The sequence below is a fragment of the Mesorhizobium sp. B2-3-10 genome, assembly GCF_006442275.1.
Taxonomy (GTDB): Bacteria; Pseudomonadota; Alphaproteobacteria; order Rhizobiales; family Rhizobiaceae; genus Mesorhizobium; species Mesorhizobium australicum.
Genome location: NZ_VFVT01000011.1, coordinates 117,110 through 139,819, shown reverse-complemented (window position 1 = coordinate 139,819; position 22,710 = coordinate 117,110). Strand labels below are relative to the sequence as shown.

Genomic DNA, 22,710 nt, shown 5'->3' with positions numbered 1-22,710 from the left:
ATCCACGTCAAAGCCGCTTGCGGAAATGTTCGCCGCCGACGATCAGCAGGCCGGCGGCGACGATAAGGGCGGCACCCAGGAACACTTCGCGGCGCGGCACGTCGCCCCAGATCGCGAAGCCGAGCGCGAACGCCCACAACAGCGAGGTGTACTCGAGCGGCGCCAGGATCGATGCCGGCGTACGCTTCATGCCCTCGAAGAGAAGATATTGCGCCAAGCCGCCGAGCGCACCGACGCTGGCAAGAAGCAGCAATTGTGCCGGGTCCGGCGTATGCCACCACGACAGCGCCGGCACCGCCGAAAAAACCAGGAAATAGAAATTGTTGAGGAGGAGCTGGATCGTCGAGCGCTCGGCAAGCGCCGTCTTGCGCAGAAGCACGATGGCGATGCCCCAAAGGCAGGCCGCCGTCAGTACCAGCAACACGGGCACGGACAGGCCAAGATGGGCGGGATCGCAGGCGACAAAGACGCCGGCAAAGCCGATCAGAACCGCCAGCCAGCGCAGAACGGGCACCTTTTCGCCGAGCAGGACCACCGATAGCACGGTGACGATGATCGGAGCCGCGTAATAGACGGTGGTCAGTTCGGCGAGTTGCAGGCTGCGGGCGGCATTGTAGTAACAGAGCCAGGCGGCGAGCGTGAAGGCGCTGCGCACCAGCATCGGCCGCACGATCGGCGAGCGCACCGTATCGGCGAACAGCGGCCGCCCGCCGATCACTGCGCAGGCGCCAAGAATGGTGATGCTGCGGAAGAACATGATCTGCCAGACGGTCATGCCGGTGACCAGCAGTTTGATCGAGGCGTCCTGCGTCGAAAACAGCAAATAGGCGGCGCCCGTCAGCAGGATTCCGGCGAAGACCCTTTCGCGTGTATCGAGAATGGCGATATCGGCCATAAGGCGTGCGCCTGCTTGAGTGAAGGCGGCCCCAGCCCCTGTCGGCTCCGCACCAGCCAGCTATACGGGCGAAATCCCGCACGGCGCTGCTCCAGGACCGCGCTTGCTTTTGGGGCAGGCGGCAGTGGCGCGAAATGCAGCCTGTCCCGGCTGCGGCTTCTGGCGCGGCACGGCCGATTGGTTTAGCATCATCTCATAAAGCCGGAAACGAAGGCAGGCGCGCAGAACGCCGGGGGACGGACATCGAATTGGCGCTCAGCTCATGCCAGATGTAGCATGTGCGGGCGCGGCGTGACGGGCCGCCTCTGCCAGAGCGGATATTGCGGGGAGAAGGCCGATGCAGAAACTGCAGTCGCAAGGCGTCCATCACATCACGCTGGTCGGTGCCGGTCGCCAGACCTCGATCGATTTCTGGGAAGGGGTGCTGGGCATGCCTTTCATCTTCGAGCAGCCCAATCTCGACAAGCCGAGCGAAAGCCATCTTTATTTCGATCCGGGCGACGGCCGGCTGATCACCATCTTCACCGACGAGACCCGCACGGTCGTGCAGCGCCGCACCCCGACCGACCCGGGCTGCGTGCATCACATCGCCTTTTCGGTGTCCCGCGTCACTTTCCTGCAGGCGGTCGCCCGGCTCGACGAGCGCGCCGTCAAACACAGTGGCGTCAAGGATCGCGGCTTCATGGATTCAATCTATTTCGAGGATCCGCTCGGCCTTCTGATCGAGCTTGCCTCTTATCGTTTCGAGCCGCCTGCAGGCTTCACCCATGCCGATGTGCTGATGGAGGCGCATAAGCTTCGCGTCACGCGTGGCGACTACAACATCGCCGAGGTGCATCTGGCTGATGCGATCCAGGCGCTGGTGGAACGCGCGCGCGCGACATTGTCGGCGGACCGGGCGCCCAAAAATCCATACTGAAGGCTGAACAGGCAAGGGAGGAACACGTGGCAAAAGCAGTGGCGAAAAGCGCAGGGAAACCGGCCGCCAAACCAGCGGCAAAAGCGGCAGAAAAAGCTGCGACCAAGACGGCGCCAAAGGCCGCCGGCAAGACCGCGGCCAAGGCCAAGGCGAAACCGGCAAGGAAATCGGCGCTGACCATCAGCATGCTGAAGCCGAGCGTCAACAACATGACCGTTCGCGTCTTTGCCCGCGCCGCCGGGCTCGACCATGCGGAGACCGATGCGTGGGGGCACACGCGCTCGCCCGAATACATGGCGCGTAATCCGGCCCACCTGACGCCGATGATCGAGGACAAGGGCCTGCCGCGCGGCGTGCTGTGGGAGAGCTGCGCCATCATGCAATATCTTTCCAACAAGCATGGGCTGGAGAAATTCTACCCGAAGGCGCCAGCCAAGCGGGCGATGATAGACAGCGCCATGTTCTATCTGATCGGTACGCTTTATCCCTATGTCGCGCGCGCCACTTATCCGGCGCTCGGCTTCCCGCAATATGCCGGCGAAGTCGGTCACAGCGACGCCCACCCGGATAGGAAATCGGAGGCGCAGAAGGCCGCGGTCGCCGCCATTGCCGAGCCGCTCGAGGTCTTCCACTCCTTCTTCCGCGATGGCAAGCCGTTCATCGGCGGCAAGAACCCGTCGATCGCGGACATCCGTCTTGCGGCAACGCTCGAATTCCTCGCCGTCATCGACTACGCCCTGCCCAAATGGGCGAAGGAATACATGGCTGCGATGGAGAAGAAGCTCGGCAAGGCCTATGCTGGTCCGGCCGGCGACGTGCGCGGCTACATCGCCCATGTGAGGTCGCAGGCCAAGGCGTGAGTCCAACCAGTCGATGGTGCGATGAGCTGCGGAAGCGGCCGCCGGACTGATCTCACCGGCGACCTCGCGGTTCCCCGCCAGCTTGAAGTTGGCGGGGCTTGCGTTAGTCTGGGCGCGGATGCAGTCGAATTTTTCTCTCGACCGGCTTGAACGCTGGAGTGGTGGCGTGGCCGCCGCGGCCTTGGCGGCAACGCCCGAAGACTTGTCGGCCCGCTTCAGCGCGGCGGCAAGGGTGCTGCTTGGCTCGGATCGTGTCTATGTTGGCTTCTATCGTCGCGACATAACATCCCTGACCATCGACGATGCCGGACCCGATCGCTGGAACCGCGACTATGATGCGCGCGTCTATCGCCAGGATCCGTTCTTTCAGAGGTTCGCCAGCACCAGACAGGATTTCCTGCTGCCGTTGTCGGCTCTCAGCCAAGGCGATTTCCAGCGCACGCCGTATTACCGCGAATTCTACGGGCCCTCCGGCAGCTTCGATGAAATAACCGGCGTGTTCAACCTCGACGGACTGACCGCCGGCTATGTGACCTTTCTGCGCCGCGACGGCGCGCCGCGTTTTGGCGAGCATGATCTGGCTGTGGCCGGCGCGGCGAGCAGCGCGACAAAGCTCATTCTGCAAAGGCTGCTTCATTTGTGCCGTCTTCGCGACAAGGGTTCCGCAATCGAAGCCGCGGGGTCGCAACTCAGCGCCCGGGAAAGGCAGATCGCGCGGCTCCTGATCGAGGGCGGCAGCGCCAAGACGATTTCGCGAAACCTGTCGATTTCACCCGGCACCGTGCGCAACCACATCAAGCAGGTCTACCGCAAGCTCGGTGTGCACTCCCAGGTCGAGCTGTTGGCCATAGGCTGGAAGGCCTCGCCCAACTGACGGTTCGCCAGCTTCACTGTCCCGTCACGACGCGTGTCCACATGCGGTTTTGCAGTCGCAGCAGCTTTGCGTCGTTGTTCTCGACCACGAACAGCTTGGCCTTTACATCGTCGGACGGAAAAACGCCGGGATCCTTTGCGACGGCCTGATCCATCAGCGGCAGGGATTCCGGGATCGCATTGGCATAGGAAACATAACTGGAATTGGCCGCTGCGATATCGGGCCGCAAGTTGAAATCGATCCACGCCTGGGCATTCTCCGGATGCGGCGCATCCTTCGGCACGGCCATCGTATCGAAGTTTATCAGCGTGCCTTCCCTTGGAATGGAATATGCAATCTCCAGCTTCTTCGCGGATTCCGCCGCACGGGTCTTGGCCTGCAATATGTCGCCCGACCAGCCCAGCACGACACAGATGTCGCCATTCGCCAGGTCGTTGATGTATTTCGACGAGTGGAAGTAACGGATATAGGGCCGCACCTTGCCCATCAGCTCTTCGACCTTGGCGAGGTCGTCCGGACTGGTCGACCTGGGATCGATGTGGAGATAGTTCATAGCCATAGGAATGATCTCCGCCGGAGCATCGATCATGGCGACGCCGCAATCGGAGAATTTCTTGACGACGTCGACGTCGAAGACCATGGCGAAGGAACCTGTCGGCGCATCCGGCATCCGTTGCTTGACGGCAGCGACATTGTAGCCGATCCCGTCTGTGACGGCCATATAAGGCACGGCGTACAGGTTCTGCGGATCCGCACCCGCGATCAGCGACAAGGCTTGCGGATCGATTTTCGAGTGGTTTGAAAGCTTCGATCTGTCGAGCCGCAGGAAAGCGCCTGCCTTCACCTGGTTCTTCAGGAACGGAAAGGCCGAGGGATAGACCACGTCATATCCCGAGCCGCCGGTGAGCAGTTTCGTCTCAAGGACCTCGTTGCCGTCATAGACATCGTAGCGGACCTTGATGCCCGTCTCCTTCTCGAATTTCTCAGCCGTGTCCGGGGCGATGTAGTCGGACCAGTTGTAGACGTTGACCACCTTCTCATCGTCCGCCCGGGCGACGCCGAAACTGATGCCGCAGGCAAGCGCGGCGGTCAGGATTGGGAAGAGCAGAGCGCGCATGGGTATCTCCTTTTGCCTGGCGGGCCGACGCGGCGCACCGTTCTGATTTCACTTCGGCACGCTTGCCGCTCAACGCCGGTGGGGCGCATAAACGGGTAACGTGATACAGGCGACATTGCCGCCTCCGAGCAGAATTTCGCGGGAGTTCTCGATGCCGACGAGCTTGTGATCGGGAAACAGCGTGGCCAGCTGTTGCTTTGCCTTCCCGTCGAGATTGCAGCCGAATTCCGGCACGACCACGACGCTGTTGCCCGGATAATAGTTGATGTAACTCGCCGCGATCCGGTTGCCGGTCGGCCGTGCCCAGGTCGAATCGACCCGGTCCACGCTCTCGCTTTCTTCCATCGTCATCTCGATCGGCAGGGGATGGTGCAGCCGATGAACCTCCAGGCGACGGCCACGCGCGTCGCGGGCCGAGCGCAGCACCTCTTCGGCTTCGCGTACGATCTCATATTGCGGATCGTCCCGCTCGTCGGTCCAGCTCAGCGCCACAACGCCCGGACGAACGAAGCAGCAGAGGTCGTCGACATGGCCATCCGTCTCGTCGAAAGCAAAACCGCGCGGCAGCCAGATGATTTTGTCGACGCCGAGATAGTCGCCAAGCTGTTGTTCCACCTTCGCCTTTCCGAGATGGGCATTACGGTTGCGATTGAGCAGGCACTGCTCGGTCGTGATGAGCGTGCCTTGGCCGTCGCATTGCAGTCCGCCGCCCTCGGCGATCAGCGGTGCGCGATAACGGTCCATCCTCTCGATCTCGAGGACCTTTTGCGCCACGAGGTCGTCGAGATCCCAAGGCGAGTAGAGGCCGCCGTCGAAACCGCCATAAGCGTTGAAGATCCAATCGACGCCGCGCACTTCGCCTCGATCATTGACGACGAAATTGGGGCCACTGTCGCGGAGCCAGGAATCATTGGTCGACATTTCCACGACGCGCACATGGCTGGGCAATCGCGCTCTTGCGTTCTGCCACTGGCGGCTGGACGCCGCCACCGTCATCGGCTCGCTTTGTGCGATCGCCGCAGCGACATTGGCGAACAGCCTCTGCGCGGGCTTGGCGCCCAGCCGCCAGGTGTCCGGCCGTTCTGGCCAGATCAGCCAACAGCCCGATTTGGGTTCGAATTCGCCAGGGGCGCGAAACCCATCCTGCCTCGGTGTGGTCGGGAGCGTATGTGACATTGTGGGACCACCGGAAAATGGAATGACGAAACCTTGCCCGATCAGACGGTTTTGGGGCCTTGTCCGTCAATGTCCCATTTGGGACAGCTTGATCACTGCGCCCGCCACCGGGCCTGCATCGGCGCCTTGGTTGCCCGGGGACTCGATGTCCTGTCGTTTACTGGGTTGCCTGGTAAAGCTGTGAAGCGGCCTGCTTCAGCGCGCGCCGTCCATCCGGTTCGAGATACATCATGTGCCCACCTTCAACGACGTCGAGGCGGATCGGCCTGGCGCCGGCGAGCGACGGGATCTGGCTGACCAGATAACGCGACGCCAGATAGGGAGTGACGAGATCGGTGTAGCCATTGACGATGACGACGCCCAGCGCGGGATTCAAGGACCGCGCCCGTTGCAGGTCATCCATCACGCCGGCATAGCCCTGGCGCGAGGCGCTCGTCCCATAGTCCCAGTTGTGGCTGATATCGCCGTTCAGCAAGCGGTAGCTGACATCGGTGCGAAAGTTCAGCTCGTCGCGCGCGTAAGCGACAAAGGCTGAGGTCAGCGCCGGCACACTACGGTCCAGCACCGGATCGGGGCCAGCGATACGGGCGCTCTGGGGAGCGATGTCCGCCGTCGCGATCATGCCGTCATAGGGGCTGAGCACCTTACGCATGGCACGGCCAAACTCCCTTGCGAAGAGCGAGGTCGGGACGCGGGCGAAGTTGCGGTGAACGAGGTCGAGAGGCAGGCCGGTGATCTCGGCCACGCGATCACCCGCCAGCCGTCCGCCTTGCTCCAGCCCACTGGTGAGCGCACTGAGGTACTCGCCAAGTGCATAATGCTCGACCTCGGCGAGCTTTTTCCGCAAAGTGTCGCCGCTGACACCTTCACTGCGCAGGCGAACCGCGGCGAGGGAGGGTAGTTCGAGAGCCCAATGCAGCGGCTCGAATTCGTCGGGCTGCACCAGGGTGAATTCCAGCGCCGGCGAGATCAGCACGATGCCGCTCGGGCTGATGCCGATATCTTCCTGCAGCGTCCTGGCAAGCAGTGCCGCCCGGAACCCGCCATAGCTCTCACCGGCGAGGAACAGCGGAGATCCCATGCGGCCGTTTTGGGCGAGATAGAGCCTGATGAAGGCGCCGACCGAACTGGCGTCCTGGCTGACGCCCCAGAAGTCGTGCGTATCGTGGCCGGGCGCCTCGCGGCTGTAGCCGGTTCCCACCGGGTCGACGAAGACGAGGTCGGTCATGTCGAGCCAACTGTCGGGATTGTCGATGAGCTTTTGCGGCGAGGGGAGGAATTCCCCGCCGGCTCCGGTCGCCACGACGCGCGGTCCGAGCGCGCCGAGATGCAGATAGGCTGAAGCGGCGCCCGGGCCGCCGTTGAACACGAAGGTGATTGGCCGCGGTGCTTCCGTCGCCACGCTCTCCCGCGGCTTCAGCGTATAGGCAACATAGAAGATCTCCGCCGTGATCTCGCCCTTGCCGGAGAGCAGCGGAAGCGTGCCGGCCTTTGCCTGATACCGCAGGCTGCGTCCGCCAATGGTGATCGAATGGTCGGTGATCTCAGGTGACGGCAGCAGTGAAAGCACGCCGCCCGCGGGTGCCGGCCGCTCCGCCGTTTCGGCCAGGAGAGGCTGCGCGAAACCGGCAAGCATGAAGAGGACAAGGGAGACGAGTTTCAGCTTGGAACGCATGAGACCTCCGCGGAAAAGACTCCCGCATAGCTATGGCCGAGGCGGATGAAGTCAAAGGGATCAGACGATGGCGCGCCCACTGCTGTTGTTTCGGCCGAACCAGTTCCTGACAGCTTGGGTCGTCATGTTTGGATTGCCTCACACGTCTCGCAGGACCATGCTATCAAGGCAGAAAGCCTGTCGGAGGAACGAAAATGGACGCAACCGAGCTGAAGGCCATGCAGGCGCCGCTGAAGCAGGCCTACCGCGACGACGCCACGCAAGCACTGATCACGCTAAGGGCAAAGGGCTCGATCGACGAACAGTCGGTGGCCTGCAAGGTGGAGACGGGCAGGGCGTTGGCAATCGCCGGCCTTCATCCGGCAACAGGCGGCTCGGGGCTCGAACTGTGCTCCGGCGACATGCTGCTCGAGGCGCTGGTGGCGTGCGCCGGGGTGACGCTGAAGGCGGTGGCGACGGCGCTCGAATTCAAGCTCGGCGCCGCTACCGTTGAAGCCGAAGGCGATCTTGATTTTCGCGGCACGCTTGGTGTCGCCAAGGATGCGCCGGTCGGCTTTCGCGCCATTCGGCTCAATTTCAATCTCGACACGGCGGAGCCTCCGGAGCGCATTGATTCGCTGCTGAAGCTGACCGAGCGCTATTGCGTGGTGTTCCAGACCATCAAACAAAAGCCGGAACTGACGGTGAGCGCGCGGTGATGAATCGCAAGGCCCGCGGCAGCGGTCGGGGGCCTTGCGATATCTGATGCTTACTGAGCTGCCGGCTCTTCGGCGTCGCCTTCGTCGGTGAAGGGCGAGGCGCTCGGCACGCACTGCACGGACCAGCCGGCGGGTGTCGGCTGCTTCTGATACTCGGTGATGGCGGCGGTGCACTGTTCGCGCTTGTCGAAGGTGCTGGGCAGCACGACCATGCCGCCCTGCGGGCCGGCGATTACCAGATACCAGACCAATGCTGCGGTCGTAGCCATGGAGTTTTCCTTGTTCTGCCCAGATCGGGCTCTCGTTGCGGGATTCGCTCGATCCTAACAACTCCTCGGAAATGACGAAAGCATGACCGCCCAGCGGCTTCTCCTCTCAGATCACAGCCGCGTGATGATCCGTCGGGTTCCTAGCTGCGGTATTGCCCTCCGCCGTGGTTCAGTCGGTCGCAAAGCAATAGAACAGGCCGTCGCCGCCTGTGCCTTTCAGCGCCTCCTGGCTGCAGCCGCCACGCGAGGCATGCGAAGAATTCCACGACTTCGCCGCCGCCGAATCGTCGAGACCGGTGCGGTCGTGATGGCCCATCATCGCCGCCCCTTCGGAGCCGCTCATCGTCCAGTCGCCGCAGGTCTGGTCGGCGATCCTGGTGCCGTCGGGCTTGGAGCCGGTCAGCATGTCGTGTCGGTTGGGCGTATCGCCGCGGCCGTTGACCGTCTCACCCTTCTCGTTCAGCGCGGTTTGCTTGGTGATGCCGTTGGCGTCGCTGTGCAGCGAGGCGACATCATCGGCGATCTTGGCGCCCTTGGCGTTGAACCAGGGACCCTTGCCGATGCGATCGCGCGCATCCTCCGCGCTGGTCGAGAGATATGCGTGCCAGGTCTTGCCGGTGACGCCGGCGGCTTCCGCCAGCGACGCGCAATGGGCATCCGCGCCCTTCAGGCCGCCGAGATCGCCCCCCTTGCCGGAGCCGACGCTGGTGACGAAGAAACTCATCTTGGTATCTTGGGAAACGGCCACGCCCACCGTAGCTCCAAGAGCGGCGGCAAGGGCGGTGGCGGCAACGATGGCGAGTCTTGGCATGTCGGTCCTCCGGTTTCGAATGTCCTACGTCAGAAGAACGTAGCCGAAGGCTGTTTTAATCCATTTCGAACCGGCTTTTATTCCGGTTGTCGGTAGGCGACGAAGCGGTTGTGCTTGGCCTGGAAGATCAGGCCGGTCTCTTTGAGATCCGGGCTGGCCAGCGGCACGATGCGTTTGGCGATCTCGGAGGGGTGCGGCAATGTCTCGGGATCCTCACCGGGCACGGCTTGTGCGCGCATCGCGGTGCGGGTGGCGCCGGGGTCGGCTGCATTGACGCGCAGCGGCAGATTTTGCGTCTCATGCGCCCAGGAGCGCATCATGGTCTCCACCGCCGCCTTCGATGCCGCGTAAGGCGCCCAGAAGGCGCGCGCCGAATGCGCCGCGTTGGACGACAGGATAATCGCCCGGCCGGCATCCGAAAGCCGCAGCAGCGGGTCGACCGAGCGGATCAGCCGCCAGGTCGAGGTGACGTTGATGGTCATCACCTTTTCGAAGGTCTTGGCCTCGACATGGCCGATCGGCGAGATGACGCCAAGCACGCCGGCATTGGCGACGAGGATGTCGAGCTTGCCCCAGCGCTCGTGGATGGCGCCGCCCAGCCGGTCGATACCGGCCATGTCGGCGAGATCGAGCGGCACCAATGTCGCCTGGCCGCCGGCCGCCTTGATCTGGTCGTCGAGTTCTTCCAGCCCGCCGACGGTGCGGGCAACCGCGATGACATGCGCGCCGGCCGCAGCCAATTCCCTGGCGATGAAATAGCCGATGCCGCGCGAGGCGCCGGTGACGACCGCGACGCGGCCGGTAAGGTCGAGGGTCATGCGATGGCTTCCGGAACTCTGGCTAAGGCTGATGAGGATCCGCCAATTCTACGACCCGCTTGTCGCCAGCAGCGACAGCGTGCGCACATTGTCGTGGCCTTCGAAGTCGAGCAGGCGGGTCGGGTACTGGCCGGTGAAGCATGCATCGCAGAACTGCGGCTGCTCGTCGTCGCGGCTGGCCTCGCCGACGGCGCGGTAGAGACCGTTGATACTGAGGAAACCGAGCGAATCGACCCGGATGAACTCGGCCATCTCTTCCACCGACATGCGCGAAGCCAGCAGCTTCGACTTCTCCGGCGTGTCGACGCCATAGAAGCACGATGCGCTGGTCGGCGGCGAGGCGATGCGCATGTGCACTTCCTTGGCGCCGGCATCGCGCACCATCTGCACGATCTTCTGGCTGGTGGTGCCGCGCACGATGCTGTCGTCGACCAGCACCACGCGCTTGCCCTCGATCATGCGGCGATTGGCGTTGTGCTTGAGCTTGACGCCCATATGGCGGATCGAATCGCCAGGCTGGATGAAGGTGCGGCCGACATAGTGGTTGCGGATGATGCCGAGTTCGAAGGGAATGCCCGCCGCCTGGCTGAAGCCGATTGCCGCCGGCGTGCCGGAATCCGGCACCGGTACGACGATATCGGCGTCGACCGGATTTTCCTGCGCCAGTTCCGCGCCGATGCGCTTGCGTACCTCATAGACGTTACGGCCCTCGACCGAGGAGTCGGGTCGGGCGAAATAGACATATTCGAAGATGCAGAAGCGGGTCTTCTGCGGTTCGAACGGGAACAGGCTCTCAATGCCCTTGGAGGTGACGACGACCATCTCGCCGGGCTTCAGGTCGCGCACGAAACGCGCGCCGATGATGTCGAGCGCACAGGTCTCGGAGGCCAGGATCCAGGCGCCGTCGAGATCGCCCAGCACCAGCGGGCGGATGCCGAGCGGATCGCGGCAGCCGATCATCTTCTTGGCCGTCATCGCCACCAGCGAGAAGGCGCCCTCGACCTGGCGCACCGCGTCGATGAAGCGCGAATTGAGGTCGCGCTCCTTGCTGGTCGCGACCAGATGCAAAAGCGTCTCGGTGTCGGAGGTGGAGGAGAAGATCGCGCCTTGCTTCTGCAGCGCGCGCTGCACCGTCATGGCGTTGGTGAGGTTGCCGTTATGGGCGACGGCAAAGCCGCCATCGGCCAATTCGGCGAAGAAGGGTTGGATGTTGCGCATGCCGGCGCCGCCGGTGGTCGCGTAGCGCGTGTGGCCGATGGCGCGGTTGCCTTGCAGGCTGTCGATGACGCGCTGCTTGGTGAAGGTGTCGCCGATCAGGCCGACATGGCGTTCGACATGGAACTGGGTGCCGTCATAGGAGACGATGCCGGCCGCTTCCTGACCTCGATGCTGCAGCGCATGCAGACCGAGTGTGACGATGGCCGCCGCGTCCTGCCGGCCAAAGATGCCGAACACGCCGCACTCGTCATGGAAATGATCGTCAGCCTCGGCGGAAAGCACGTCGTCTGCGTCTGCCATCTTAAGCTCCGCTAAAATCGCCATATAAGGCGGTCGCACGTCGAAAGCAACGCACTGCATGCGATCGTTCACATGGATCGATCGTCAGACGCCCCGTTCCGACCTCAGTTCGCCGGCGCTGGCGCCGGCTTGGCGGTGTTGTCGGCAGGACCGGCGTCGTTGTCGTCAGGAGCCGGCGCATTGGCGTCGTCGCCGCCGGCTGGTGCATCCGCCGCCGGTGCGTCGGGCGCGACGGGGGTCTCGGCGGCCGGCTGATTCGGATTGAGCTTCTTGAGGATGGCGTTTTCCGGGTCCTCTGGCAGCAGGCTCTCGAGCTTGGCGCCGATCTGTTCCAGCAGCGGCCGCGACTTGGCTTCCGTGACCCAGGCCGGGGCCTTGGCGCCGGCCAGCCAGTTGAAGAACAGCAGCGCGACAGCGACGACCAGGACGCCGCGCGCGGCGCCGTAAAGGAAGCCGAGCGTGCGGTCGAGGGCGCCGATGCGCGAATCGATGATCCAGTCGGCAAGCTTCATGGTGATGACCGAGACGACGATCAGCGCGATGATGAAGACCACGCCTGCGGCCGCCGCCATGGCGATCTTCTCATTGTCGATATAGGGCTTCAGGTAGGGCAGGACCGGTTTGTAGAAGAAGAAGGCCGCCGCCGCCGCCGCCGCCCAGGAGACGACCGAAAGCACCTCGCGCGAAAAGCCGCGAACCATGGCGAGCATCGCCGAGACCAGGGTGAAGCCGACGAGAATTCCGTCAAGCAGCGTAATCGGCATGTCTTTGGCCCCACTCCGATCTCTTGTTCACGACTCGACGAGCCGCGTCATTCTTCATCGTCGGCACGGCTGCGCCGTGAGCCGGCTATGCGCGCCACGAGGTCGGCAAGCTCGGTGGGCTGGAAAGCGCCGGCCCCAATCCCCCCAGCAAGTTCCTCGCTGCCCAAGGGCAGAACCGCGCTACCAAAACCCAGTTTTTCGGCTTCCTTGAGACGCTGCTGCGCATGCGCAACCGGCCTCACCGCGCCCGAAAGGCTGATTTCGCCGAAATAGACGCAATCGGCGGGGAGGGCAAGACCAGTGAGCGAGGAAACCAGTGCGGCTGCGACCGCGAGATCGGCCGCCGGCTCGCTGATGCGGTAGCCGCCGGCGACGTTGAGGTAGACGTCATGCTGCCCGAAACGCACACCGCAATGCGCCTCCAGCACTGCCAGGATCATCGACAGCCGCGCGCCGTCCCAGCCGACCACCGCCCGGCGCGGCGTGCCGAGCGAGGAGGCCGCGACCAGCGCCTGGATTTCGACCAGAACCGGCCTGGTGCCTTCCATGCCGGCGAAAACCGCTGCTCCCGGTGATTTCGCGTGCCGTTCGCCAAGGAAAAGCTCGGATGGATTGGAGACCTCGCGCAGACCTTTGTCCGACATTTCGAAGACCCCGATCTCGTCGGTCGGTCCGAAGCGGTTCTTCACCGTGCGCAGGATACGGAAGTGGTGGCCGCCTTCGCCCTCGAAATAGAGCACGCCATCGACCATGTGCTCGACCACGCGCGGACCCGCGATCTGGCCTTCCTTGGTGACATGGCCGACCAGCACGATCGCGGCACCCGTGGATTTCGCGTAGCGGATCATCGCCTGCGCGGCGGCGCGCACTTGTGTGACGGTGCCCGGCGCCGAATCGGCAAGGTCGGTCCACAGCGTCTGGATCGAATCGAGGATGACCAGATCGGGCCGCTTGCCGTCGGCGATCGTGGCAAGGATATCCTCGACATTGGTTTCGGCCGCGAGTTCCACCGGCGCCGAGGCGACGCCGAGCCTCTGCGCACGCAGCCTTATCTGGGCAACTGCCTCTTCGCCCGAGACATAGACGATGCGATGGCCCTTGGAGGCAAGTGCGGCCGCGGCCTGGGTGAGCAGCGTCGATTTGCCGATACCGGGATCGCCGCCGACCAGAAGTGCAGAGCCCCGAACGAAACCGCCACCGGTGGCGCGGTCGAGTTCGCCGATACCTGAGATGATGCGCGGCGCGTCCTCGATATCGCCTGAAAGTGTGGTCAGCACCACCGCGCGGCCCTTGCGGGCGTTGCGCGTGTTGGCAGGACCCGAGCCGATGCCGCCAGATGTGCCTTCCTCGACCAGCGTGTTCCACTCGCCGCAGGCATCGCATTTGCCGGCCCAGCGCTGATGCACCGAACCGCAATTCTGGCAGATGAACTGGACGCGGGATTTGACCACGCTTTACCTTCCCGCCCTCTGGCGGGCGCCGCGCGCGACAGCCAATCTCCCCCCGTGCGGGCGGGACGTCCGGCATGACAGAGGGGGGCGCCGCAGAGCGCCGAGACCCGTTACGGCTATCGAGGTCGCTGGCAAGGGGCTACTCAAACCTTTCCGCGATATGGTGCTCTTCCGCGAGATCGGAGAAGCGGGTGAATTCGCCGTGGAAGGCAAGCGTGACAGAGCCCGTCGGCCCATGGCGCTGCTTGGCCACGATCACCTCGGCCTTGCCGCGCATCTCGTTCATCTCGTTTTCCCACTTGACGTATTCCTCGGTGCCGAGCTTCGGCTCGCGGTTCTTGAGGTAATATTCCTCGCGATAGACGAAGATGACGACGTCGGCGTCCTGCTCGATCGAACCGGATTCGCGCAGGTCGGAGAGCTGCGGACGCTTGTCGTCGCGGCTTTCGACCTGACGCGACAGCTGCGACAGCGCGATGATCGGCACGGCCAGTTCCTTGGCCAGCGCCTTCAGGCCCGTGGTGATCTCGGTGATTTCCTGCACGCGGTTCTGCGAAGACTTGGCGGATGAGCCCTGCATCAGCTGAATATAGTCGATGACGATCAGATCCAGGCCGCGCTGGCGCTTCAGACGACGCGCGCGGGCAGACAACTGGGCAATGGAAATACCGCCGGTCTGGTCGATGAACAGCGGGATCTTCTGCATGGTCTGCGAACAGGCGACCAGCTTTTCGAAGTCCATTTCGCTGATTTCGCCACGGCGGATCTTGGAGGACGAAATTTCCGTCTGTTCGGAAATGATGCGGGTTGCCAGCTGTTCGGACGACATTTCGAGCGAGAAAAAACCGACCACGCCGCCATTGGCCGCCTTGAATGAGCCATCGGCCTGCTGCGCCGGCTCATACATCTCGGCAATGTTGAAGGCGATGTTGGTGGCGAGTGATGTCTTGCCCATGCCTGGACGGCCGGCGATGATGATCAAATCGGACGACTGCAGGCCGCCCATACGGCGGTCGAGATCGCGCATGCCGGTGGCGAGGCCCGACAGACCGCCGTCACGCATATAGGCGGCGTTGGCCATGTCGACCGCGGTCTTGACCGCGTCGGTGAAGCTCTCGAAGCCGCCGTCATAGCGCCCGGTCTCGGCCAGCTCGAACAGGCGGCGCTCCGCGTCCTCGATCTGTTCGGAAGGCGACATGTCGACAGGGGCGTCATAAGCGATGTTGACCATGTCCTCGCCGACGGTGATCAACGCCCGGCGCGTCGCCAGATCATAAATGGCGCGACCGTAGTCGGTGGCGTTGACGACGGTGACGGCTTCCACCGCCAGCCGCACCACATACTGCGCCACCGTCATATCGCCGACCTTTTCGTCGGCCGGCAGGAAGGTCTTCAGCGTGATCGGCGTCGCCGCCTTACCCATGCGGATCAGCTCGGCCGCGACATCGAAGATCTTGCGGTGCAGGGGTTCGTAGAAATGGCCAGACTTCAGGAAGTCGGACACCCGGTAGAAGGCATCGTTGTTGACAAGTATAGCGCCAAGCAGCGCCTGCTCGGCCTCGATGTTGTTGGGCGATTCGCGATAGAGCGGTTGCTCCGCCACGCCGAATTTTCGTGCTGCCTCTGCCATGATGTCCCCGATTTCGATCCCCGTCTGTCGATATCAGAACTGGACAAGTCAGTGCTGACTTATCTGCAACAGCCCGTGAAGAAGCGGCTTTGGTACTCGCGATTCACAGCCAAAATTTTTCCGTGGAAAGAATCGCAATTGACTCGAATCGAGAGTTGGGAACTTAGCGTTTCTCGCAGGAGAACAAAACAGGAAAGTGAGCGCTGGCGACACCGGATTGCGAGGCTGTCGTGTCTCTTTCATCCTCATGCCAGTGCATCGCCCCAATCCGCCCGCCGCGCCACCTTGAACGCGTCACCGTCGCGCTTGGTGAAGAGCCTTTCGCCGGCGCTGCCATTTGCCTCGCAAAGCTTGAGCACGACCTTGCCGGAACCGGATTTCGGCGGCGCGACGATCCGCGCGGCGTGGAAGGCAGCCGGCTGGCGCGAAGCGGCGACATAGATGAATTTCTCATCTTCCCACGGTACTTCCGCCTCTTTGGCCAGGCGGTGCAGGCGCGAGCGGGCTACGCGGCGGGAAAAGTGGCACCAGTCCGGCGGGTTGAGCGGGCAGGGCGCGTCGTGCGGACAGGGCGCCAGCACATGCGCGCCGGCCGCGATCAATTGTGCGCGTACAGCTAGAATGCGCAGCCAGCCCGCCGGCGTGCCCGGCTCGACGATCAACAGTGTGTCCTTGGTGAGTTGCCAAAGCCGGTCGACCATTTTGGGCAGGGCCGCCGGCGCGATCTCGTCCAGCACATAGGCGCATGTGACGAGGTCGGCGGACTGCAGGTCGGCAATGTCGGTCGTGACATCACCGGCCCGCCAGACGGTCCGGGCCGTGATCGCATCGGCGGCAAGCGTCTCACCGACCTTGCGCACCGCGGCACTCGCCTCAAGCAGCGTGGCCAGTTCCAGTTCAGGCCAGAGATCACTGGTGGCCCAAAGCACGGTGCCGGGACCGGCGCCGACGTCGAGCAACGTCGCGGGTGCGAAATCCGGCCGGGCTTCGGCGAGCGCATCGAGGCTGGCGCGGACCGCGGCGTAGGTCGCCGGCATGCGCGTCGCCAGATAGGCCTTGACCGCCATGTCCTGCGCCATATGCAGGCGACCGTCGCGCAATTCGGCGCGGTAGCGGTCGGACAGGGTTTTTGCCGCTTGCTTCAGGTCCGGCAGCGCCACCTTTTCCAAAAGGCGATCGACACCCTGTCGAAGAGCGGCCGGCAGCTCCATGGCCTATGCCCCCCTGGGTGCAAGCAGGATAATCGAGGCGCCGGCCATGCAGAGCGCCGCGCCGGCAAGGTCCCAGCGATCGGGCCGCACGCCGTCGGCCAGCCACAACCAGGCGAGCGAGGCAGCGATGTAGATACCGCCATAAGCGGCATAGGCGCGGCCGGCTGCATTGGTGTCGACCAACGCCAGAAGCCAGGCGAACACAATCAGAGAGGCAAAGCCAGGCAGCAGCCAGAGCGGCGACTTCTCCAGCCGCCACCACGCCCACACCGAAAAGCAGCCGGCGATCTCGGCAAGCGCCGCGGCTGTGTAGAGGAGATAGGTCATAAAAAAGGCCTCGCGACGATCACGAGGCCTTTTTCGGGGCAGGAGCCTGCAATGGCAAGCGCCAATAATGCGTCCCGTCAGCGCTGTCCCTATTCCGCCACCTTGCGTCGGCGGGCGGGCTTGGCGGACTTCTCGACAGGAGCCGCCTCGCGGCGGCCCATGTCGCGCAACTCCAGCGCCTTCTCGCATTTGGCCATATAGTCGCGCGTCATCGGCAGCGTGTCGTTCTTCTTGGTGATCTGGAACTGGAAAATCACCAAGTCCTGCCAACGGAAGGCAGCTTCCGAGGCAGCCAGATAGAACTCCCACATGCGGCAGAAGCGTTCGTCATAGATCGCCTTTGCCTTGTCGCGGTTGGCGGCGAAGCGCTGGCCCCAATGCTTCAGCGTGTCGGCATAATGGAGCCGCAGGATCTCGACGTCGGTGACCACGAGGCCGGACTTCTCGATCGCCGGCAGCACCTCGGACATCGCCGGGATGTAGCCGCCCGGGAAAATATACTTGCGGATGAAGGCGCTGGTCGCCCACGGCACGCCGGAGCGGCCGATCGTGTGCAAAAGCATGACGCCATCAGGCTTCAGCAATGTTGCCGCCTTGTCGAAGAAAGTGCGGTAATGGTTGACCCCGACATGCTCGAACATGCCGACCGAGACAATGCGGTCGAAGCGTTCGTTGAGCTCGCGATAGTCCTTCAACTCGAAATGGACGTGGTTTTCCAGCCCTTGCGCATGGGCCCGGTCGGTGGCGACGCCATGCTGTTCCGTCGACAGCGTCACGCCCTGCACGTCGACATCGAAGGCCTTGGCCAGATAGAGGCCGAGCCCGCCCCAGCCGGAGCCGATGTCGAGCACCGTCTGGCCGGCCTTCAGCCTGAGCTTGGCGGCGATATGACGTTTCTTGGCGGCCTGCGCCTCGTCGAGCGTCATGTCCGGCTGCTCGAAATAGGCACAGGAATACTGCATGTCCTCATCGAGGAAGAGCCGGTAAAGCTCGCCCGACAGATCGTAGTGGCGCTGCACGTTGCGGCGCGAGCGCGCGGCGGTGTTGATCTGCTGCAGGCGGCGGAAGGCGTGGCGCAGGCCCTCGATGGCTTTCGACCATGTCGCGTCGATGCCGCCGCTGCCCATGTTCTGGAAGGCAATGCGCATCAGTCCGAGCACGCCGCCTTCGAGAATGTCCAGCTCGCCGTCCATATAGGATTCAGGCACCGCCAGCATCGGATCGAAGGTGATGGCGCGCTCGGCATGCCTGGTCTTGATGTGCATGTGCACCGGCTCGCCGCTGCCGTCGCCGAAGATGAACGTCGTGCCCTTCGGCCCGGTTACCTTGAGGCTGCCCGTGCGCACCAGGCGGTCGAGAACGCGCTTCAACAGAATATTCATGGTCCGGTGTCCCCTCACGGTCAGACAGGCTGTCCTACTCTGCATCAATATATAGGGTTTCGAAAAGTTCCTTTTGGCACAAAAATGCCCGGGCGAGAGGCCCGGGCATTGGTCCAGAAATGACTGGAAATCGACAGCACGATCGGAGCGCCGGTCCGGCGCTCGGAGCGTATGTGATCAGGCGTTTTCTTCGCCGCCTTCGAACTCGGCATTCGGATCGAAGAAGTTTTCCGGCCGCGCATTGTCGTTGATGTCGTCGCCATAAATGGCTTCGGCGGTGGTCAGCGTCTCGCCCTTGGCCTGGCGCTCGGCTTCGTCAGCCGTGCGGGCGATGTTGAGCGTGATGGTGACTTCGACTTCCGGATGCAGCGCGATCGCCACATTGGTGACGCCGATGGTCTTGATTGGCTGGTTGAGCTGGATCTGGTTGCGGTTGACCGTGAAGCCTTCCGCGGTCAGCAGGTCGGCGATATCGCGCGTCGACACCGAACCGTAGAGCTGACCGGTCTCACCGGCCGAGCGAACGGCGATGAAGCTCTTGCCGTCCAGCTTTTCGGCAACCTCTGCGGCTTCCGACTTGCGCTCGAGGTTGCGGGCTTCGAGCTGGGCGCGCTGGCCTTCGAACTTCTTCTTGTTGGCTTCGTTGGCGCGCAACGCCTTGCCCTGCGGCAGCAGGAAGTTGCGGGCAAAACCGTCCTTGACCTTGACGGTATCGCCCATCTGGCCGAGGCGGGAGACGCGTTCGAGAAGGATGACGTCCATGATTATGTTCCTTTTGGTTGGGCGTCCGTCCACAAGGCCGACGCCGAATTCTCTGGAACAGGTCAGGAAGCAAAAGGGCGTTGCCGCCGGTGTCGCTGTCCTGCCTGTCGCGGCAGTTAGAGGTTTGACCTCAACTCGGGATTTGACGCTAACCGGTCATGCCCGTCATGGCCGGTGAAAGGAACGGGCGGCGAACCGCCCGTTCGGAAGAATTAGCGAACCACGTAGGGCAGCAGGCCGAGGAAACGGGCGCGCTTGATCGCCTTGGCGAGCTCGCGCTGCTTCTTCTGGCTGACGGCGGTGATGCGCGACGGCACGATCTTGCCGCGCTCGGAAATGTAGCGCTGCAAGAGACGCACGTCCTTGTAGTCGATCTTCGGGGCGTTGGCGCCGGAGAACGGGCAGGTCTTGCGGCGGCGATGGAAAGGGCGCCGGGTCGGGATCTGGTTGATGTCGACCATTATTCTGCACCCCCTTCAAAACCTTCGCGCGGACGGCGCGGACCACGGTCGCCGCCTTCGCGATCGCCGAACGAACGCGGGCCACGATCGCCGCGGTCGCCGAAGCTGCGGGCCGGCCGATCGCCACGGTCGCGATCGCCAAAGCCACCGCGCTCGGAGCGCTCTTCGCGCTTCTGCATCATGGCCGAAGGGCCTTCCTCATGCGCCTCGACCTTGATGGTCAGGAAGCGCAGCACGTCCTCGGACAGACCCATCTGGCGCTCCATCTCGTTGAGCGCTGCCGGCGGGCAGGTGAGGTCCATCAGCGTGTAGTATGCCTTCCGGTTCTTGTTGACCCGGTAGGTGAGGGACTTCAGTCCCCAGTTCTCGACCCGGCCGACGGACCCGCCATTTGCTGAGATGACGCCCTTGTACTGTTCGACAAGCGCATCGACCTGCTGCTGCGAGAGGTCCTGCCGGGCAAGAAACACATGTTCGTAAAGAGCCATTATGTCTTGGTGCCTTTCTTCGTTTCTCTCCCGGTTCCCGGCGGCAAAAGCCTCTGCAACTTCTCTGACCCGCATGTGCCTCGAAAGGCGCGGGGAAGAAAGGAGCATGACGAGACGGTCGAGAGCGGAGACACGGGAGGCGGAAACGCTTCTGGCTTCACACGAAGGTTCTCGAAAAAACCTCCGGCCCTCCGTTCAGCCCCCAGCTGGGACCGGCAGATTGGCGGCGTCTATAAAGCAATCCGCTGATAAAGCAAGGCCAAGCGGCATCCCTGATGTCGCAGGCCGCAGGAACCCACGTGGCAGCGCCCGGCAAGGCCGGCGATTTTCCCGGCAACCGGCCCTTAACCGCAATGTCAGGTCGCACAGGGTTGAGCCATGCCGTCAACGGTCGCCAACCGCACCCATTACAGCGCCTCCGCCTCGAATCCCAGCGACTATTATGCCATCAATGATCCGGCCAAGCTGCCGAACGTGTTTCTGCAGATCGCCAACAAATTTTCGAAGCTGCAATTGACGAACTGAGCGGCTGCTCCGAAGGCGGGCGGCAGGGGAAATTAAGCGCCCGCCGATCGGCTCAACTCGTATGGGCGACGATCTTGTCGACCGTTTCGGGGAAGAAGTCGGGCGCGGCATGGCGCTTGCCGAACATCATGTCGTACTGGATCAGCCGGAAGTCGCGGATCGCCGGGTCAATCTCTTTCTGACGCGACCAGTCTGGCGTGGCCGCCCCGGCCGGCGTGAGCAGCAGGTTGCGGTCGACGACGCGATAGCGCTCCCGCATCTCGCCCAGGAAACCGGTGTAGTAAGGGTGGGTGATGCCGGCGGCGGTGAGGATATGATAGGGCAGGAACGCGGGGCTGACCGTGCCCAGATTCTCGACCGGGCCGGAGCGGTTCGACCAGATGATCAGCGGTGTCGCGTGATGTTCGAGGGCGGCTTCCGGCGTCGGTTCCTTGCGCGGCGCGACGTTGTCCTTCAGGAAGCCGGTCTCGACATAGACCGGTCCGAGCGGCGGCAGGTGGTCACCGAAAAAGGCGACAATCGTGGGCCGCTCGCGCCTCTTGGCCCATTCGATCAGCCGTTCAAGGCCGCGGTCCGCGTCGGCTGAACCTTCGGCGTAGGAGAGCAGCGAGTCGCGCGCCCACTGGCTGATCGGCGCTTGCACCGAATGGGTCGGATTCGAATAACGGTTCGGTTCATAGGGGCCGTGGTTCTGCAGACTGACGGCGAAGAAGAACACCGGGTCCTCGCTGGCGTCCGCTTCGCGTATGATCTCGTCGGTCATCGCCGCGTCGGATGCCAGCGGTCCGCGCTTTTCCATGGGCGGCAGCGTCTCTTCCGATTTGAAGTCGTTGAAACCGAAATCGGCATAGACCGCGCCGCGGTTCCAGAACCAGTTCGTGCCTGGATGAATGGCGCGTGCCCTGTAGCCTTGGCTCTTCAGGAAGGTCGCCATCGACGGCGTCGGGGTGCGGACATATTGCTGGTAGGGGATGCTGCCGGCCGGCAGGAAAGCATTGGAAAAGCCGGTCAGCGCTTCGAATTCGATGTTGGCGGTCATGCCGCCGAATTCGGGCGAGAACATCGAGCCCGAGCGGAGCGCCCGCACATTGGGCATCGGATCGGGAGTGATGGTGACTCCGGGCAGCTTGGTTGGATCCCAGAAGGATTCGCTCATGACGATGATGATGTCCGGCTTCTGGGCCGGCACCGAGGCGGTCACCTCGGGCCGCTCGATCGCCGCGATCGCCTTGTCGGAATAGCCCGGCGGTGCCGAGACATGCGCCATCGGCACGTTGAGCGCGAAGGCGAGCGCGAAGCCGTTGGAGGCGTAGTTTTCCTTCTGGTCCCACATGATCGGGATGATCTGCAGCCGGTCCCTGGTCCACGAGAAGGTGGCGTAATCCATGATCGAGACGAAGAAGGCGAGCAGCGGCACCGCCAGCGTCAGCCGGGCAAGGCGGCCCTTGCGGCTGAGGGCCGGAACCTTGCGGCGCCATAGTCGCCAGCCGTAGACGAGCAGGGACAGGCCGGCGACGATGCCCGCGACCATGGCCAGCGCTGTCATTGGCCGCTCGCGCACCAAGAGCGGCAGCAGGGCGAAGATCTGGCGGGCGTAGAGGAAATCCGTCGGGTAGAGCGGATCGCCGAGATAATGCGACTTCTGGTGGCCGACAAAGGCCAGCGACAAGGTCAGCGGCGCGACGATCATCAGGCTCTGATGGCTGCGGCCGAGCACCGCGTCGAGACCGATCAGGACCAGCGCGAAGACGACGATAGTTGTCCAGCCCGGCTTGAACGGCTGCAGGAAGAAGGAAACGGTGCCGGCGACATCACCGCGCACGATCAGTTCGATGGCGAACACCAGGACGGCCGAGATCGCCAGGCTGATCAGCCCGTAGCGGACAACAGGCCATCTACGGCCCGGCAGATAGCCGGTGGACGGATCGTCTTCCAGGAACTGCGGCGCCGCGTTGCCGGCACGTTTGAAACTCTTTGCCACTTCAACTTCCCGCCCAAAGACAACCCACGTCATTCGATTGTCATATAATTGTCACGCAAAGCTAGCGCCTGTGGCGGAAATAAGAAGAGCCAGCGAAC

General features: G+C 63.3%; 23 protein-coding genes. 5 read left to right on the top strand and 18 right to left on the bottom strand.

Features of this window, described 5'->3' with window-relative positions:
• Positions 1-7: 7 nt before the first annotated feature.
• Positions 8-895 (bottom strand): DMT family transporter, encoded by an 888-nt coding sequence (locus FJ943_RS26840; RefSeq protein ID WP_140617238.1) that lies wholly within the window; start codon positions 893-895, stop codon positions 8-10.
• Positions 896-1,232: 337 nt separating this feature from the next.
• On the opposite strand from FJ943_RS26840, the gene FJ943_RS26835 reads away from it, so the two are divergent.
• From FJ943_RS26835 to FJ943_RS26825, 3 genes are all read left to right on the top strand, one after another.
• Positions 1,233-1,814: a VOC family protein gene (locus tag FJ943_RS26835; protein WP_140726392.1), complete on the top strand. Its 582-nt coding sequence runs from the start codon at positions 1,233-1,235 to the stop codon at positions 1,812-1,814.
• A gap of 26 nt (positions 1,815-1,840) precedes the next feature.
• The gene (locus FJ943_RS26830) at positions 1,841-2,674 is read left to right on the top strand and encodes a glutathione S-transferase family protein (RefSeq protein WP_140726389.1); all 834 of its coding nucleotides are present in this window, start codon (positions 1,841-1,843) and stop codon (positions 2,672-2,674) included.
• Between the two features lie 166 nt (positions 2,675-2,840).
• Entirely contained in the window at positions 2,841-3,548 is a 708-nt protein-coding gene (locus FJ943_RS26825) for a LuxR C-terminal-related transcriptional regulator (RefSeq protein ID WP_246671944.1), read from the top strand.
• A 13-nt stretch (positions 3,549-3,561) separates the two neighbouring features.
• Here the strand turns inward: FJ943_RS26825 and FJ943_RS26820 are convergent, their stop codons facing one another.
• From FJ943_RS26820 to FJ943_RS26810, 3 genes are all read right to left on the bottom strand, one after another.
• Positions 3,562-4,665, bottom strand: a complete 1,104-nt coding sequence (locus tag FJ943_RS26820) for a polyamine ABC transporter substrate-binding protein (RefSeq protein WP_140726384.1) — start codon at positions 4,663-4,665, stop codon at positions 3,562-3,564.
• A gap of 69 nt (positions 4,666-4,734) precedes the next feature.
• Positions 4,735-5,841 carry an agmatine deiminase gene (gene aguA / locus FJ943_RS26815; RefSeq protein WP_140726381.1) on the bottom strand — a complete coding sequence of 369 codons (1,107 nt, stop codon included), beginning with the start codon at positions 5,839-5,841 and terminating at the stop codon, positions 4,735-4,737.
• Between the two features lie 157 nt (positions 5,842-5,998).
• Entirely contained in the window at positions 5,999-7,516 is a 1,518-nt protein-coding gene (locus tag FJ943_RS26810) for an alpha/beta hydrolase (RefSeq protein ID WP_140726378.1), read from the bottom strand.
• Between the two features lie 194 nt (positions 7,517-7,710).
• Here FJ943_RS26810 and FJ943_RS26805 point away from each other — a divergent pair, with 194 nt between their 5' ends.
• Positions 7,711-8,214, top strand: coding sequence for an OsmC family protein (locus tag FJ943_RS26805; protein ID WP_140617232.1), 504 nt, complete (start codon positions 7,711-7,713; stop codon positions 8,212-8,214).
• Between the two features lie 50 nt (positions 8,215-8,264).
• On the opposite strand, the gene FJ943_RS26800 is transcribed toward FJ943_RS26805, so the two are convergent.
• From FJ943_RS26800 to rpsF, 13 genes are all read right to left on the bottom strand, one after another.
• Positions 8,265-8,483, bottom strand: a complete 219-nt coding sequence (locus tag FJ943_RS26800) for a hypothetical protein (protein ID WP_015318519.1) — start codon at positions 8,481-8,483, stop codon at positions 8,265-8,267.
• A gap of 169 nt (positions 8,484-8,652) precedes the next feature.
• Positions 8,653-9,294, bottom strand: coding sequence for a hypothetical protein (locus tag FJ943_RS26795; protein WP_140726375.1), 642 nt, complete (start codon positions 9,292-9,294; stop codon positions 8,653-8,655).
• Positions 9,295-9,371: 77 nt separating this feature from the next.
• A complete protein-coding gene (locus FJ943_RS26790) occupies positions 9,372-10,112 on the bottom strand; it encodes an SDR family NAD(P)-dependent oxidoreductase (protein ID WP_140726372.1) in 741 nt (246 codons plus the stop codon).
• A 48-nt stretch (positions 10,113-10,160) separates the two neighbouring features.
• Positions 10,161-11,630, bottom strand: a complete 1,470-nt coding sequence (gene purF, locus FJ943_RS26785; RefSeq protein WP_015318516.1) for an amidophosphoribosyltransferase — start codon at positions 11,628-11,630, stop codon at positions 10,161-10,163.
• Between the two features lie 104 nt (positions 11,631-11,734).
• On the bottom strand, positions 11,735-12,394 hold the full coding sequence (locus tag FJ943_RS26780; RefSeq protein ID WP_015318515.1) for a CvpA family protein: 660 nt from the start codon (positions 12,392-12,394) through the stop codon (positions 11,735-11,737).
• A gap of 47 nt (positions 12,395-12,441) precedes the next feature.
• The gene (gene radA / locus FJ943_RS26775) at positions 12,442-13,845 is read right to left on the bottom strand and encodes a DNA repair protein RadA (protein ID WP_140617228.1); all 1,404 of its coding nucleotides are present in this window, start codon (positions 13,843-13,845) and stop codon (positions 12,442-12,444) included.
• A 139-nt stretch (positions 13,846-13,984) separates the two neighbouring features.
• On the bottom strand, positions 13,985-15,475 hold the full coding sequence (locus tag FJ943_RS26770; RefSeq protein ID WP_015318513.1) for a replicative DNA helicase: 1,491 nt from the start codon (positions 15,473-15,475) through the stop codon (positions 13,985-13,987).
• 245 nt (positions 15,476-15,720) lie between these two features.
• Entirely contained in the window at positions 15,721-16,686 is a 966-nt protein-coding gene (locus FJ943_RS26765; protein ID WP_140717949.1) for a small ribosomal subunit Rsm22 family protein, read from the bottom strand.
• A gap of 3 nt (positions 16,687-16,689) precedes the next feature.
• Complete coding sequence (locus FJ943_RS26760) at positions 16,690-17,013, bottom strand: YnfA family protein (protein ID WP_015318511.1); 324 nt, start codon at positions 17,011-17,013, stop codon at positions 16,690-16,692.
• Positions 17,014-17,102: 89 nt separating this feature from the next.
• The gene (locus FJ943_RS26755) at positions 17,103-18,395 is read right to left on the bottom strand and encodes a cyclopropane-fatty-acyl-phospholipid synthase family protein (RefSeq protein WP_015318510.1); all 1,293 of its coding nucleotides are present in this window, start codon (positions 18,393-18,395) and stop codon (positions 17,103-17,105) included.
• Between the two features lie 177 nt (positions 18,396-18,572).
• Positions 18,573-19,157: a 50S ribosomal protein L9 gene (gene rplI / locus FJ943_RS26750; RefSeq protein ID WP_015318509.1), complete on the bottom strand. Its 585-nt coding sequence runs from the start codon at positions 19,155-19,157 to the stop codon at positions 18,573-18,575.
• 212 nt (positions 19,158-19,369) lie between these two features.
• Positions 19,370-19,618: a 30S ribosomal protein S18 gene (gene rpsR, locus FJ943_RS26745; RefSeq protein WP_006203718.1), complete on the bottom strand. Its 249-nt coding sequence runs from the start codon at positions 19,616-19,618 to the stop codon at positions 19,370-19,372.
• A complete protein-coding gene (gene rpsF, locus FJ943_RS26740; protein ID WP_015318508.1) occupies positions 19,618-20,106 on the bottom strand; it encodes a 30S ribosomal protein S6 in 489 nt (162 codons plus the stop codon). Before rpsF ends, rpsR begins: the two co-directional genes overlap by 1 nt.
• 378 nt (positions 20,107-20,484) lie before the next feature.
• On the opposite strand from rpsF, the gene FJ943_RS29775 reads away from it, so the two are divergent.
• Positions 20,485-20,631 carry a hypothetical protein gene (locus FJ943_RS29775; protein WP_181171408.1) on the top strand — a complete coding sequence of 49 codons (147 nt, stop codon included), beginning with the start codon at positions 20,485-20,487 and terminating at the stop codon, positions 20,629-20,631.
• A gap of 52 nt (positions 20,632-20,683) precedes the next feature.
• On the opposite strand, the gene FJ943_RS26735 is transcribed toward FJ943_RS29775, so the two are convergent.
• The gene (locus tag FJ943_RS26735; RefSeq protein WP_140726369.1) at positions 20,684-22,645 is read right to left on the bottom strand and encodes an LTA synthase family protein; all 1,962 of its coding nucleotides are present in this window, start codon (positions 22,643-22,645) and stop codon (positions 20,684-20,686) included.
• Positions 22,646-22,710: the final 65 nt, after the last annotated feature.